Raw genomic sequence first — 15,304 nt, forward strand, 5'->3', positions numbered from 1 at the left:
AAAAAGGGCAGAAATGAAAAATACTCCATCGACTCAAGATAAAGGTCAGATTAGCAAGTTACGTAATAGCATACTTTATGAATTGAAGTATTCTCTCGGAGTGACATTGTCAACTGCGTCATCTAGTGACATCTTTAGTGCATTAGCGCTAGTTGTTCGTCGAAATCAGACGGATGATTATTTTCTCACTCGAGAACGGCATCATCAGGCAAGAAAAAAACGTATTTATTATATTTCTATGGAGTTTCTGATTGGTCAATCTCTACGGAATAACTTAATAAATCAAGGGCTGATGGAGACAGCCAAAGCTGCGCTAGAATCTCTTGGCGTAGATTTTGAAGTTATTGTTAAAAGTGAAGAAGATGCAGCATTAGGTAATGGAGGATTAGGGCGTTTGGCTGCATGTTTCATTGATTCAATGGCAACCTTAGATATTGCTGGTTCTGGTCACGGTATAAAGTATGAGTATGGCTTATTTCACCAACAAATCCAGGACGGTCAACAGGTAGAGAAGCCTGATGATTGGCACTCGGCACACTCACCCTGGCTGATAGAACATCAAAGTCAGGCAATGATAATTCCGCTGTATGGGCGCATAGTTGAAGTAGAAGACCAGCAAGGAAATTACAATCCAATGTGGATGGATTGGAAAATAATTATTGGTGTGCCTCACGACTATCTGGTCTCTGGGTACAATAATCACACCGTAAACTCGTTGCGGTTATACAGCGCTTGTGCCTCAGATTCATTTGATATTCATATCTTCAATCATGGTGATTATCTGAATGCTGTTAATCAAAAAATCGCATCGGAGAATATTTCTAAAGTACTTTATCCCTCCGATGAGGTGCTGGCAGGGAAGGAATTACGCTTAACACAAGAGTACTTTTTGGTGGCTTGTACATTACGTGATGTTATGCATGATTTCTTCTTACTTTCCAATGATCTAAATCAGTTACCTGAGTTTATAGCCATTCAACTTAATGATACCCATCCTGCTCTGGCGATTGTTGAACTAATGAGAATATTGGTGGATGAACATACTGTTGATTGGGATATTGCTTGGGATTTAACACAACGGGTTTGCGCCTACACCAATCATACGCTAATGCCAGAGGCGTTAGAGAAGTGGTCGGTTAAATTATTCGAATTGTTATTACCTCGTCATCTACAAATCATCTATGAAATCAATCGCCGTTTCTTACTGGAAATACATAGATGGCGCCCTGAGCGTGCAGATTTATTAGCATCAATGTCTTTGATTGAAGAGACGCCTGAAAAGAAAGTGCGCATGGCCTATCTTGCTATTATTGGTAGTCACAAAGTTAATGGGGTGGCTAAACTTCATTCGGAATTAATTAAATCGAATCTTGTCCCTGATTTTTATCATTTAATGCCTGAGAAATTCACTAATCAAACGAACGGTGTTACACCTCGGCGCTGGATTCAGCAGGCTAATCCCCGGTTATCGGCGTTCCTGGATTGTCACGTAGGTCAAGAATGGGTTACCGACCTGACTCTTCTGACCAAACTTAAGTCGTTAGCGAATGAACGTGACGTTATTGCCGAACTCGCTGAAATCAAAAAATTTAATAAAATAAAATTAAGTCAGATAATTACTCGTCAGCAAGGAATAATTATCAATCCTGAAGCTATGTTCGACTGCCAGATAAAGCGAATTCATGAATATAAACGCCAATTACTCAACATTCTCTATGTGATAAATCTTTACCTGAAAATTCTTAATGGAAGAGGGGCTGTTTCGCCGAAAGTTCATATCTTCTCGGGAAAAGCTGCACCGGGCTATGCAATGGCTAAATTGATCATCCAGTTAATCAATCAAGTTGCTCTTAAAGTGAATAATGATCCGAGAGTCAATGAACAACTTAAAGTGGTTTTTTTAGAGGATTATAAAGTCTCACTAGCGGAAAATATTATTCCAGCCGCCGACTTGTCAGAGCAGATATCTACTGCGGGTACTGAAGCCTCTGGTACCAGCAATATGAAATTGGCGATGAATGGTGCGTTAACTATCGGAACACTAGATGGCGCTAATATTGAAATTAGAGATGCTGTTGGTCATGAGAATTTCTATGTGTTTGGCTTGTCTGCGGAGCAAATTGCGGAGAAAAGAGCTAAAGGACGGTCATCATATGACGAGTATTTATCTAATACAGAACTTAAAGAGACTGTTGATTCACTTATTTCAGGTGCTTTTCATGCCGATAAGGCCTTGTTTTCACCGATATTCCATATGCTGGTGAGTCACGGTGACCACTATTTCCATTTGGCTGATTTCGACAGTTATTGTCACGCTCAATATCAAGCATTGACCGACTATAGCGATACTTACAGTTGGCACAAGCGAGCATTAAACACGATAAGTGGTATGGGCGAGTTTTCCAGCGATAGGACTATTCGTGGATACAGCAAGGATATCTGGGGGGAGGACAACTTTAAGTGAAACATTACAAATCACTTGCGGTATTACTTAGTGGACTATTTCTCTGCCCACTGGTGACCGCGAGTGAAACCACTAACACACAAGCTGTTAAATTATTTACCAGCCCTTGGTCACGCCTTTTTTCTGGTGATGAGAACACATTTTCAACGGCATTAACCTATAGTTCGCCACTTAAGAAAAAGATGGTTAATGTCCCTACAGGGAAATATACCTCGGAAGAAGTATACAAGGTAAATCAGCGGGGGCTTTTTAGTATGCAGTATTCCCCGATAAGTTATCTTTTTGCCAATATGACGGTTCGAGTTCCATTACAAAACACCAGTAAATACAGTACCGACTTTGTTTATAGTTTTGGTTATGACGATTGGCATCCAGGTACTTTTAGCTTGGTTTATGGTAATTACAACGATAATAATAGTTTTTTCCCTGCGGCTGGTACTCAAAGAACACGATTCGAACAAGGCTCCTGGACTCTGGGTTACAAATTTAACTTACCCAAGCCGGTCGAGTCTGCATTATTGATTAACAAAGATGACTCACTGATTTGTCAAGTTGGCTATAGCTATGTGCCACGTTATTTCTCTGACGCTTCATCAACCATCAAAGAAAATAAGAACAGTTTTTTAGGAAGTTGTGGCTATACCCTACAGCAACACTATTTTTTGCGTTTGTCCGCATTTTATTACCCTGACAAGAACCAGCAGCAACCTTGGAATTATGATTACACCTATAGTTTTGGCTATACGTCTGGCTACGCTCCGGGATCCTGGTCGCTCTTTTATGGCAATTATACCGGGACTCGCTACCCGTGGCGGCAGAATGCAAATGCAAATTTTCGCAGTGGGACAATAAATCTTAGTTGGACATTACCCTTGTAAATTGAAGGTGTAAGAATCTGTGCTACGCTTAATTACGCTGTTAATAGTTAAGCTAGCATAATGTTTTTGAAGAGTATGAAATGATCAGGGATGTTGGGCATCCTCTCTTGAAGATGATGCTTGATAAATTATGTTTACACGATGCTCTTGGGTAACTTATGCAATCTCATCTCTCCCCTACAGGTGTGACATCTATTCTTGTTGTTGATGATTCAGCAAGTTACCGCTTTTTACTGGTTAATCTACTGAAAAATTGGCAATTCACTGTTTTTGAAGCAGAAAATGGTCAAGATGCTTTGGCTATTCTCGATGGTAATGCTATCAACATGGTGATCAGTGACTGGGAAATGCCGGTCATGGATGGATTGAAACTCTGTACGACTATCCGTAAGCATTATTTCGATCGGTATATTTATTTAGTATTGATAACCGTGCGGCAATCCGTTGAGGATTTGATCGCGGGTTTAGATGCGGGTGCTGATGACTTTCTGTCAAAACCGATAAATCAAAGTGAGTTACGCGCCAGATTGCATGCAGGCGAACGGATATTAATGTTAGAGGCGACCCTCGATGCCCGTAATAAGAAACTGTCCCAAGCCTATCAACAAATAGAAGATGACTTGCAGGCTGCGGCAAAATTGCAGCGGAGTGTTTTACCCGCAGAGAAACTAATGGTGAGTGGCTTTCAAGCCGAATGGATGTTTATGCCATCCGCCTATGTTTCGGGTGACCTGTTAAGCTTTTTCCAACTGGGCGATCAGCACATTGGTTTTTATAGTATCGATGTTGCAGGGCATGGTGTGGCTGCAGCGATGCTCTCACTGTCAGTTGCCCGCCAATTTCTTAATGGGCGCACGGTGGATAATTTATTGATTTCACCAGCAGATACCGCCTCTGGCTATCGAATTACTCCGCCGCATAAAGTTGTGGGTGAACTTAATCGCCGTTTTTGTATAGAGAATGATGATATAGCCAGTTATTTCACTCTTATCTATGGCGTTATTGATGTTCAAACGGCAAGCGGTGTGCTTTGTCAAGCTGGGCATCCAACACCTTTTATTGTCAGTAGCGCTGGCCAGATTACCCCTATTGGTGACGGTGGTGCGCCGGTTGGACTGATTGATTCAATGGACTACCAGGATACGGAGTTCGCTCTTAATTCGGGTGACCGGCTCTATTTATTTACTGATGGCATCGTTGAGTGTGAGAGTGCTGAGCAAGAGCTATTTGGAGAGCGTCGATTACAAGACTTACTGGCCGTGGGTTCGCGGGACAGTATGCAAGCCGTTTTTCAGCAAGTGCAGCAGGCATTGAAATGCTGGCACCCGATACAAAAAGATGAGCATCAAAGTGATATTCAGAATGGGCGTTCTCTATTTAGTGATGATATCTCGTTACTGGTGATCGAACACAACAACAATTCCCCTCTCCTAACGGCCTTGTAAGGAAGAAATAATGAACTTTGAAACTCAGACAATTGACAATGTATTGGTGATAACCCCCTTGATCAGGCGACTGGATGCATCAGTTTCCCTGAAATTTAAGGAAGATATACAAGCAATGATTGCCCAAGGGAACAAAAATATTTTATTGGATTTTAGTCGGGTAGATTTCATCGACAGTAGTTGTTTAGGGGCCTTGGTTTCGTTGTTGAAAACCTTAAATGGGAAAGGCGAGCTTGCTATTTGCTCACTGAATAACAATATCCACGGAATGTTCAAGTTAACCCGGATGGATAGGATATTTACTATCGGAGCTAATCAACCCGATACATTACAGCAGATGCATTCCGTAGCACCTTAATTTGTAAGGAATACCTATTTATGAAAGCGATGATCCTTGCTGCCGGAAAAGGAACCAGAGCCAGGCCACTGACAACTATATTGCCAAAGCCAATGATCCCATTGATTCGTAAGCCTATTATGGAGTCAATTATTGAGCATTTAAGAAAATATGGTTTTAATCAGTTAATGGTGAATACCAGCTATCTATCTGTGGATATAGAAAATTATTTTCGTGATGGTCATGCCTGGGGAGTGGAAATGGGTTACTCCTACGAAGGCATTATGGAGGGTGATACTTTTATCGACAATGTTCTGGGTTCCGCTGGCGGAATGAAACACATCCAAAATTTCTCAGGTTTTTTTGATGAAACCTTTGTGGTTGTGTGTGGTGATGCATTAATTGATGTGGATTTCGATCAAGTATTGGCTTTCCATCGGGCCAGAAAAAGTGTAGCAACCTTGGTTATGCGCCCGGTTTCCGCGGATCAGGTAAATAAATACGGTATTGTTGTCACTGATGAGCAAGGCAGAGTCAGTAAGTTTCAGGAGAAACCTAAAACTGAAGATGCGTTATCAAACAATGCCAATACCGGTATCTATGTTTTTGAACCAGAGATATTTGATTATATTCCTGATGGTGTCGAATATGACATTGGTAGCCAGTTGTTCCCTAAACTTGCTGAATTAGGTGTTCCTTTCTACGGTATTGCCTTGCCATTCCAATGGGTTGATATTGGATCGCTACAAGATTTTTGGCATGTGAACCGTATGATCCTTAATCAGGATTTACCCAATTATCCCATGCCGGGAATTAAGATTGCACCTCAAATCTGGTGCGGGCTTAATGTTAAAGCCGACTTTTCGACCTTAGATATCGAAGGGCCAGTCTATATTGGCAGTAGTACAGAAATACAGCCTGGCGTGACGATTAAAGGCCCAACGATTATTGGCGCGGGGTGTTTATTAGAGCAGGGCGCTATTATCGATCAAAGTTTTATTGCTGATTATACCCGCGTCGGCGGTATTGCACATTTGCATCAACAGATGATATTTGCCGGGAAAGTTATCTCACCAGATGGTACGGCAATTGATTTATCTGAAGCCGGTCTAAACTGGCTCATTGATGATAAGCGGCGCAAAGATATTATTATGGCGGAGACATCTTTGTTCAATGAGTTCTTGCACAAAGATACGTTGATATGAGCTATCCGCAGAGTGACTCACAGGGCTGGTTAATGAGGATAAGCCTGCCTGCTTCATTGTCTAGCCTATGTATTTTACATGAAAAGTTACTTGAATTTATTCAGCCATTACAGGTTGACTCAGCTAGCAGTTATGCCGTGGAACTTGCATTAAATGAAGCATTTATCAATATTGTAAAGCATGGTGTTAACTATGACTCCACTCAAAATATTACTATTGTGATGCATTATGGCAATAATCAACTAGCCGTGACTTTACAAGATAAAGGTAAGCCTATACCCGCAGAATTTTTGCAAAATAAAAGCGGGTTATCTCATTTCCCTGAGCTATCAGCGCCAGACTCCTGGCCCGAGAATGGAATGGGCATGATGATGATGTTTAATGCCGTTGATGACATCAGTTATAAAGTAAAAGAGGGAGTCAATTATCTATCGTTGATAAAAAAAATAGAAGAGCAGACGTGAGTATTGTGTTTGTTTGTAAAATGAGGCTCTCTGAATTCCCCCTAAAATGGGCTGATTTATCTCACTTATTTTCATGGATTGGCTGAGGTTGTGATAATGGCTTTTTATTTCTCTTCGTTTGAAAACAGGAAACCACCATTACCACTAAAAACTCATTGGGCTATTGAGTTTTTATGGCAAAGCCTGGCGGTTGCCGCACTCATCTTGGGGGCAAACTATATCCGCTGGCGCTGGATGAACTCACTTAATTACGATGCGCTTTGGTATGCCATCCCGTTGGTAATGGCTGAAACGCTGGCCTTTATTGGTTCTGCTTTATTTACGATAAACCTCTGGAAAGTTAGAGATATTCCTGTCCCTCCAGTACCTGAAACAATCGATGACTGTATAGCCCCTGAAGAGACGCAAGAAAGGCGCCAGATAAAAGTTGATTTGTTTATTGCCACCTATAATGAAGATGTCGAATTGGTGCGCTTATCAATTCGGGATGCACTGGCCGTAACTTATCCTTTCCCTTTGGATTATCGCATTCATGTCCTGGATGATGGTAAACGAAGTGAAATGGAGGCTGTCGCAAAAGAAGAGGGCGTTAATTACTTAAGTCGGGAAAATAATATCGGTTATAAAGCAGGTAATCTTCGTCACGGTCTGGATATGACTGATGGTGATTTTATTATTATCTGTGATGCAGATACCCGAGTTTTCCCCACAATATTAACTCATACATTGGGTTATTTTCGTGATGTAGATGTTGCTTGGGTCCAGACTCCTCAGTGGTTTTATGATTTACCGCAGGGTAAGCGATTACCGGTGTGGGCAAAACAAAAGTTAGGTTCAGCAGGCTATTTTATTGGTAAAGGGATAGAGAGATTGGTTGGCCCACTTACGGTGGGACATGATCCTTTTTTTAATGATCCACAAATGTTCTACGATGTCATTTTACGCAGACGCAATTGGGCTAATGCTGCTTTTTGTTGCGGTGCTGCATCTGTTCATCGTCGTGAAGCTATTATGCAAGCTGCATTGCGCCGCTATGTAGACAGTATAGAAGATGAGATCGAGCACTATACAGGCGACGTAACCGATAATGAAACTAAAGCCGATTTGGTTCAGGCCATGCTGCCTCATGTGATACATGATACTGAAGTGATGCCGTATAAATTTCATGTATCAGAAGATATCTATACCTCTATCGTTTTACATGGTGATCCTGGCCGTAAATGGCGATCTGTCATGCACCCAGAAATAGAATCAAAAATGCTTTCGCCACAGGACTTACTGACTTGGATGATTCAGCGATTTAAGTATGCAGCAGGTTCAATGGATATTGCCTTACATGACAGACTTTTCACCAGTAAACGGATTAAGCTCAGTGCGATACAAAAATTAATGTATGGCACCACCTTCTGGTCCTATTTTGCGTGTGTCTGGAATACGGTATTCTTGATTGCTCCGCTAATTTATCTCTTCACGGGTATCCCCCCTGTTTCGACTTACTCATCGCCTTTTTATCTGCATTTTCTACCCTTCATGATTGTCTCTGAATTAGCGTTTATGTTTGGCACTTGGGGTATCTCTGCGTGGGACGGGAAATCGTCTTTTCTTGCTTTATTTTCCATGAATCTACGAGCACTGGATACTGTACTCCGAGGAGAGAAAATCAAATTTCATGTGACGCCCAAAGAACGCCAACAGGGCAACTTTTTATCTTTGGTTAAACCTCAACTTGCTATTATCGGGCTGACTTTATTGGGGTTGATTTGGGGAGCGATTCAGATAGCAGAAGGAAACATTAAAGATCCCTCAGGCTTTGTAATCAATATCTTTTGGGGGGCAGCTAATATTGCAGCCATGATGCCGATGGTTTTAGCGGCACTTTGGCAACCTGAACATGCTGAATCCAATTTACAGGAGGGTTCCTGATGTCATTTAAATATAACCTCCTTAAGGCGAGAAGTTATTTGGCGATGGTGATTGGTATTTTAATCGCTTTTTCTATTGTGTTGTATGTCGAGAATAATTCCGAAGATAGTGGTGATTCCCGTGTTCATATCGCCACCAGTATTGGACGACCATTAATACCAAGTCCAAGGCCACTGAATCCTGAAGAAATGATTTGGGCTAAAGCAGCATGGCAATATTTTGTTAATAATACACAGCCGAGTGGTTTAGTGAATTCAGTGGATAAATTTCCATCGTCGACAATGTGGGATACCAGTAGTTATTTTATGGCACTGATTTCTGCTAAACGAATTGGCATTATTCAGCAAGATGAGTTTGATAGTCGTATCAGTAATGCATTAGGTGCATTGGCTAAACTGCCGCTGTTTGAAGGTAAATTACCCAATAAAGCGTATAACACGCAGACATTATCTATGGTGAATTACATAAATCAGCCCAGTTCTCTAGGGATCGGTTGGTCGGCTATTGATATTAGCCGCATGATGGTGCCATTAAATATATTGGTCTGGAATTATCCCCAACATGCTGTTGAGGTTAATAATGTTATTTCGCGTTGGCATTTAGACGCGTTAGTGGCCAATGATCAATTACAAGGCTCGGTGCTTGATGATAAAACGCAGGCCATTTCATTGCATCAGGAAGGGCGTATAGGATATGAGCAATATGCTGCTCGGACCCTGCAACTTGTAGGTATTAATGCCAGTTTGGCCCTTGATTACACGGCGCATCTGAAATTTATTAAAGTTGAAGGGGTACTGATACCTGATGATGATCGTATTTCGCAAAAAGAGGGAGCAAATACATTTATTGTCAGCGAACCCTATATTTTAACGGGATTAGAATTGGGTTTTGATCACTATTCATCTGAATTAGCCTGGCGGGTTTTTAAAGCTCAGGAAAATCGTTTTCAACGTACCGGTATATATACTTCCGTCAGTGAGGATCATGTCGATCAGGCTCCTTACTTTATTTATAGCACGCTGCATTATGCTGATGAAGATTGGGCTGTTATTACGGATAAAGGTGAACGTGTCAATCAATTGCGACAGTTATCAACCAAGTCGGCATTTAGTTGGTATGCCTTATGGCGCACACCTTATAGTGAACAGACACGGGATCAATTAAGTCGTTTGATGGATCCGAGCAAAGGTTGGTATAGCGGTATTTATGAAGCTAGCAATAAGGCAAATACGTCACTTAATGCCAATACCAATGGCGTAGTGTTAGAAAGTCTGGCTTTTATCAATGGTGGAAAACTACTTTGTGCTGGCTGTACTCAGGCGATACAGCCAGTCGGCACAACGAATAAATAACTGAAGTAGGAAGATTGTATGATGATAAATCAGTCAGTTTTGCGAAGGTCAAGTCTGTTCGTTAAGGTTGTATGCTCGATATTGACACTATTGGCAATGTTGTCTTTTCATGCCGGTGCCACATCGTCGGGTGATAAATTAGCCGCTGAAACCTATCCCGTCCGCCACGGCGAATTAACGCCGAGGGAGATGGCGGTTGCAGTCAATGCCTGGCAATATTTTGTCCATAATTTGCAGCCTACAACTGGGCTTGTTAATGCAGTTAATAATTATCCTTCGACCACCATGTGGGATAGCGCATCTTATTTGGCGGCACTGGTGTCGGCACGTGAGTTGGGTATTATTAATAAGGAAGAGTTTGACCACCGGATGTTACCGTTTTTAAAGACACTGAATAATATTGCACTATTCCAAGGGCAATTACCCAATAAAGCTTATAACACCATCACCGCAGAAAAAGTTAACTATATGAACAAACCCGGTGAAATAGGATTTTCAGCTCTCGATACTGGCCGTATGTTAATTTGGCTTAAAATTATTAAGGAACGCTATCCTGAATATGCTAATAGCATTGATAATGTGGTTTTGGGTTGGGATTTTTCACATGTTATAGATGATTGCGGTACGTTATATGGGGCGATATTAGATAAAAATAACGCGCCTCAGTATGTACAGGAAGGGCGACTGGGTTATGAAGAATACGCAGCCAGTGGTTTCCAACTTTGGGGTTTTTCTACCTGTCAGGCATCACGCCCTGAACCTTATGATTTGGCTAAAATTTATTGTGTATTAGTCCCTTATGACTCTAGGGATGCACGCAAAACGAATCAACACAACTACGTAGTTACTGAGTCGTATATCTTACATGGCTTTGAGATGGGGTGGGATCGCAGTAATGATCGAGCTAATAAATCTGGGACCTATAGTCATCCTTGGATGAAAGACTTCGCCAATCGGGTCTATCAGGCACAGGAAAACCGCTACCGTGAAACGGGGATACTTACTGCACGTTCAGAACATCAGTTAGATCGCGCCCCTTACTTTGTTTATGACACGGTTTTTTCCGATGGCTATAACTGGAACACTATTACCGATCAGGGCGTTTTTGTCCCTGAAAATGCGGCAGTGTCATTAAAAGCTGCGCTAGGCATGTGGGTATTATGGCATTCGCCGTACACTGACCGATTATTTGATGCAATAGAAAATGCCAATGTTAAGGATGTCGGCTTCAACGAGGGTCTCTATGAAAATGGTAAAGGGCCAATTAACGAGTTCACAGCAAATAATAATGGCATCATGTTAGAAGCGCTATTATTTAAAAAAGAAGGGAAAATACTCCGTTTCACCAGTGGGGATCCTGGGCACAAAGATTATACTCCATCGTTGTGGGAACGGCAGTTAATTAATGCTTTTGATGATAATAATAGTAAAAGAAATCGGCCGTTTATTGATGCAACACCAAGCTTAGCCGCATTTTGTGATCAAACGGGTATCGCGATACGTAAAGCACCAAACTGTAAGAGTTGCCAGTGTGCCCAATGCCAGGATGACTCTGCCAGTAATAACATATTTAAATTACCTGCTACGGCGACATCATCATGCGCAAAACAGTGAGGTTTTCCGCGCTTGCCTTGATGATAGGTGCTGGGATACTTAGTGCTGCGTTTATTGGCGGTATGTCTGTCGGTGCCAGTATTAATCAAAGCGCCGTTACCTATTCTGTCCGTAGCGGAGTGTTATCAGATACTGAGCAATTATGGGCGAAAGTAGCCTGGCGTTATTTTGTTAATAATACGCAAGTGGGGACTGGGTTGGTTAATTCGCTGGATAATTATCCAGTTGTTAATCTCTGGCAAATCGGCGATACACTGGTCACATTAACCGCCGCAGCCCAATTAGGGCTGATCAATCGGCAGGAGTTTGATCAGCGCTTATCACTATTATTGGCAACGATCAGCCATTTACCTTTGGTGGGGGGGAAAACGCCAAATCTGCGTTACAGCACCATCAACGGACAGATGATTGACTATGCTAACCAGCCAAAACCGTTAGGGTGGTCCGCACAAGATATAGGCCGCTTGATGGTTGGTTTAAAAGTTGTCGCACGTTTTTATCCTGAATATGCAGAGTATCTGGATAAGGTTCTATTACGATGGAATTTCTGCCAGGTTATTGATGGCAATGGTGAATTGCTGAAATCAGTTACTGTTAATGGTCAGTTTATAGCCAAGCCAGAAGGGGTGTTAGGTTACAGCGAATATACCGCTGGCGCGTTTGGGCTGTGGGGTTTTCCTGTGGGAATATCAGCTAATCTTCCTTATAACACCACGTTTATTTATGACATACCCATCGATTTCGATATTAGAGATGCCCGAACAACCTATGTACCCTCTGTTGTGGTCAGCTTACCTTATTTACTTACTGCAATGGAATTAAGAAGTACCCCAACATTTAAACAGCAAAAAAAACGTATTGATAATGTCTATCGGGTACAGGAACAACGGTGGCAAAAAGAACATATATTGACGGCACGTAGTGATTATCTCACCTCAGTTGCGCCATACCACGTTTACGATACGGTGTTCGCTAATGGTTACCATTGGAATACTATCAGCGAGGACGGGCAATTTCATCCTGATCTGGCGCTGGTATCAACACGCGCTGTGTTTGGTTTATGGGTCTTGTGGAATAGCCCTTATACCGATGCATTAATGCAGTTGACTCAGATGCAACGTGATGAACAACGCGGATGGTATGAGGGGCGTTATGAAAATAATGGTGCGTATAACAAGACAATTAGTCTGACCACTAATGCTATGGTATTAGAAACGCTGCTCTATAAAACGGCGGGAAACTTAATTAATACCGAGTCTGGTGCGGGATATCTTGAAGTACGTATGAGCGATGTTTTTTCACGGCCACAATTATGCCTACCGCAAGAAAGAGTCATCCGTCGAGAGGTGGCATCGAAATGAACATTAATTATCGGTGCAGAGCTTCAATTTTAAGTTTGGGATTTCTTTTACAACTTATCTCGTCGGTTGCTATTGGTCAGTTACCCTCTACTTCGGATTTGTCCGGTCAGTGGCGAATACGGGATGGCAATCCGCCGGCCTCTGCAGCCTGGCGTGACACACTGGATGACAGCCAGTGGCAACATCTGAAAGTGCCCGCTAATTGGTACAGTGAGGGCGTCGACCATCAAGGTGTATTATGGTATCGCACTCAGTTTACTTTACCGGTTTTAGATACCGATAATATGGCGACCTTGGTATTCGATGGCGTCGACTATCAAACAGATGTTTGGCTCAACAATCAGCAAGCAGGGCAACATAAGGGTTATTTTCAGCGGTTCAGCATTGATATCACTGATACAGCTCGAATCGAGAATGTGCTGGCGGTGCGTGTAGATAGCCCTTACGAAACTCCGGGGAAAGTTTGGTCGTTTCATAAGCAACTGGTTAAGGGCGTGTTCAACCATCATGATACCCGGCCGGGTGGAGCGTGGTCGGATCGCGGACAGGATGCTAATTCAGGCGGTATCTGGGCTCCGGTAACGTCACATATCAGCCGTGGCGCGGTTATAGACAATGTCCTGGCTGTACCTGACTGGTCACGGGGGCTTGAACATCCGATTCTAAAGGTGAGTTTGGATTATCGTGCTAACCGCAACCGCTCCGTTGTTATGTTGCTGCGCCTGATACCTGATAATTTTATCGGGCAATCTTATCAACTGGAAAAAAGTGTTTCACTGCTGGCCAGCCAACATGATGCACAAACGCTCACCGCTAATTTTGCTCTTGATAACCCCGCATTGTGGTGGCCGTCTGGTCATGGGAAACAAAATCTTTATCGGCTGGAGGTCAGTTTCTCAGACCGTTTGGGCATGATGGATGTAACTCATGTTCGCACTGGCTTACGGCAAATAGCGACAGATCCCCAAGAGCAAAGTTGGTTAATCAATGGCAAGCGTCTTTTCATTAGAGGGACTAACTATATTGGTAGCCCGTGGCTGGGGAGCTTAACGTCAGCCGATTATCGCCGTGATTTAGTTATGATGCAGCAGGCCAATATCAATGCCATAAGGGTGCATGCCCACGTGGCTGGCCGAGCGTTGTATGACCTGGCGGATGAGATGGGGATGTTACTCTGGCAAGATTTCCCGCTGCAATGGGGATATGATAATTCAGCCACTTTTGCCCAAGAAGCAGCAAGACAAGCCGCTGATATGACACGGCAGTTTGGTAGCCATCCAGCGATTGTGTTGTGGTCTGGGCACAATGAACCTCCCTGGGATGCCACATGGATGCAATATCGTTATCCAGACTGGCGGCCTGATACCAACCGAGCGTTAACCGCGAGCGTTGCGCAGGTGCTTAGTCAGGATAATAGCCGCATTATTCATGCTTACTCATCAACCGCCGAGCACTATTGGCAAGGTTGGTATTCAGGGCAGAAAAGTGACCACCTTAAACCGGCAAACAGCTCAATAATTAGCGAGTTTGGTGCACAGGCCTTACCCGATTTGACCACGCTAAAAAACTTCATTCCACCTGCGGACTCATGGCCAAAGACTACCGATAAAACGGATGAAGGTTGGCGTATCTGGGCATATCATAATTTTCAACCTCATGAGACATTTGAGTTAGCTAAAGTGACTCGCGGGCCAAATATCAGTACGTTCATCAAGAATAGCCAGCAGTATCAGGCAAGTTTAATCCAACTCGCCGCAGAGAGTTATCGACGCCAACGTTACCAACCGGTTGCTGCATTATTTCACTTTATGTTTACTGAAAACTGGCCGTCAATTAACTGGGGAATTGTTGATTATCTCCGTCATCCCAAACCCGGTTATTTTGCCTTGCAGCAAGCTTACCAACCCGTTTTACCTTCTATTGAGCCTAAAACAGAAAATTGGGTTCAGGGGCAGACCGGGCGCATCGGGTTATGGGCCATCAATGATAACTGGCATGACTATCCGCAGGCTTCGTTGCATTGGAAAATATTGCAAAGTGGTATGACGTTATCTGAGGGGGTGCAGGACATAAATCTGAAGGCGGATAGCGGTCTAAAAGTGATTGAATTACAAGTTATCCCGCGCAGTGCTGAAACAATAAAGGTGATAAGCGACATTCTCAACCGGCAGGGAACGGTATTAGGCCATAATGAACTACAACTTTATGTTCAGCCCTGACTGATACAGTTTCTTTGGGTAAAAAAGACGTAAGCTAGTTTT

At 42.8% G+C, this 15,304-nt stretch carries 11 protein-coding genes; all 11 read left to right on the forward strand.

Features of this window, described 5'->3' with window-relative positions:
• Positions 1-13: 13 nt before the first annotated feature.
• The 11 genes from A6J67_RS12245 to A6J67_RS12295 all read left to right on the forward strand — a co-directional run bounded on the left by A6J67_RS12245 (position 14) and on the right by A6J67_RS12295 (position 15,262).
• Positions 14-2,464: a glycogen/starch/alpha-glucan phosphorylase gene (locus tag A6J67_RS12245; protein ID WP_050297351.1), complete on the forward strand. Its 2,451-nt coding sequence runs from the start codon at positions 14-16 to the stop codon at positions 2,462-2,464.
• A 53-nt stretch (positions 2,465-2,517) separates the two neighbouring features.
• A complete protein-coding gene (locus A6J67_RS12250; protein ID WP_050297390.1) occupies positions 2,518-3,342 on the forward strand; it encodes a hypothetical protein in 825 nt (274 codons plus the stop codon).
• Positions 3,343-3,500: 158 nt separating this feature from the next.
• Positions 3,501-4,787, forward strand: coding sequence for a PP2C family protein-serine/threonine phosphatase (locus A6J67_RS12255; protein WP_050074720.1), 1,287 nt, complete (start codon positions 3,501-3,503; stop codon positions 4,785-4,787).
• 10 nt (positions 4,788-4,797) lie between these two features.
• A complete protein-coding gene (locus A6J67_RS12260; RefSeq protein WP_005184541.1) occupies positions 4,798-5,145 on the forward strand; it encodes an STAS domain-containing protein in 348 nt (115 codons plus the stop codon).
• Between the two features lie 20 nt (positions 5,146-5,165).
• Entirely contained in the window at positions 5,166-6,329 is a 1,164-nt protein-coding gene (locus A6J67_RS12265; protein ID WP_050088714.1) for a sugar phosphate nucleotidyltransferase, read from the forward strand.
• The gene (locus tag A6J67_RS12270; RefSeq protein WP_226719330.1) at positions 6,326-6,793 is read left to right on the forward strand and encodes an ATP-binding protein; all 468 of its coding nucleotides are present in this window, start codon (positions 6,326-6,328) and stop codon (positions 6,791-6,793) included. Before A6J67_RS12265 ends, A6J67_RS12270 begins: the two co-directional genes overlap by 4 nt.
• Before the next feature lie 96 nt (positions 6,794-6,889).
• On the forward strand, positions 6,890-8,716 hold the full coding sequence (locus A6J67_RS12275; RefSeq protein WP_050088713.1) for a glycosyltransferase: 1,827 nt from the start codon (positions 6,890-6,892) through the stop codon (positions 8,714-8,716).
• A complete protein-coding gene (locus A6J67_RS12280) occupies positions 8,716-10,068 on the forward strand; it encodes a DUF3131 domain-containing protein (protein ID WP_072088729.1) in 1,353 nt (450 codons plus the stop codon). The genes A6J67_RS12275 and A6J67_RS12280 overlap by 1 nt, the downstream gene beginning before the upstream one ends.
• A 96-nt stretch (positions 10,069-10,164) precedes the next feature.
• Complete coding sequence (locus A6J67_RS12285) at positions 10,165-11,682, forward strand: DUF3131 domain-containing protein (RefSeq protein WP_105165834.1); 1,518 nt, start codon at positions 10,165-10,167, stop codon at positions 11,680-11,682.
• Positions 11,667-13,043 carry a DUF3131 domain-containing protein gene (locus A6J67_RS12290; RefSeq protein WP_226967840.1) on the forward strand — a complete coding sequence of 459 codons (1,377 nt, stop codon included), beginning with the start codon at positions 11,667-11,669 and terminating at the stop codon, positions 13,041-13,043. The genes A6J67_RS12285 and A6J67_RS12290 overlap by 16 nt, the downstream gene beginning before the upstream one ends.
• Complete coding sequence (locus A6J67_RS12295) at positions 13,040-15,262, forward strand: glycoside hydrolase family 2 protein (protein WP_080608180.1); 2,223 nt, start codon at positions 13,040-13,042, stop codon at positions 15,260-15,262. The genes A6J67_RS12290 and A6J67_RS12295 overlap by 4 nt, the downstream gene beginning before the upstream one ends.
• Positions 15,263-15,304: the final 42 nt, after the last annotated feature.

Origin of the sequence: Yersinia sp. FDAARGOS_228 (assembly GCF_002073315.2) — a bacterium.
Lineage (GTDB): Bacteria > Pseudomonadota > Gammaproteobacteria > Enterobacterales > Enterobacteriaceae > Yersinia > Yersinia intermedia.

Coding starts and splice junctions, on each gene's coding strand:
- A6J67_RS12265 (WP_050088714.1), top strand. CDS start 5,166: ATGAAAGCGATGATCCTTGCTGCCGGAAAAGGAACCAGAGCCAGGCCA.
- A6J67_RS12275 (WP_050088713.1), top strand. CDS start 6,890: ATGGCTTTTTATTTCTCTTCGTTTGAAAACAGGAAACCACCATTACCA.
- A6J67_RS12280 (WP_072088729.1), top strand. CDS start 8,716: ATGTCATTTAAATATAACCTCCTTAAGGCGAGAAGTTATTTGGCGATG.
- A6J67_RS12290 (WP_226967840.1), top strand. CDS start 11,667: ATGCGCAAAACAGTGAGGTTTTCCGCGCTTGCCTTGATGATAGGTGCT.
- A6J67_RS12245 (WP_050297351.1), top strand. CDS start 14: ATGAAAAATACTCCATCGACTCAAGATAAAGGTCAGATTAGCAAGTTA.
- A6J67_RS12285 (WP_105165834.1), top strand. CDS start 10,165: ATGTTGTCTTTTCATGCCGGTGCCACATCGTCGGGTGATAAATTAGCC.
- A6J67_RS12260 (WP_005184541.1), top strand. CDS start 4,798: ATGAACTTTGAAACTCAGACAATTGACAATGTATTGGTGATAACCCCC.
- A6J67_RS12270 (WP_226719330.1), top strand. CDS start 6,326: ATGAGCTATCCGCAGAGTGACTCACAGGGCTGGTTAATGAGGATAAGC.
- A6J67_RS12295 (WP_080608180.1), top strand. CDS start 13,040: ATGAACATTAATTATCGGTGCAGAGCTTCAATTTTAAGTTTGGGATTT.
- A6J67_RS12255 (WP_050074720.1), top strand. CDS start 3,501: ATGCAATCTCATCTCTCCCCTACAGGTGTGACATCTATTCTTGTTGTT.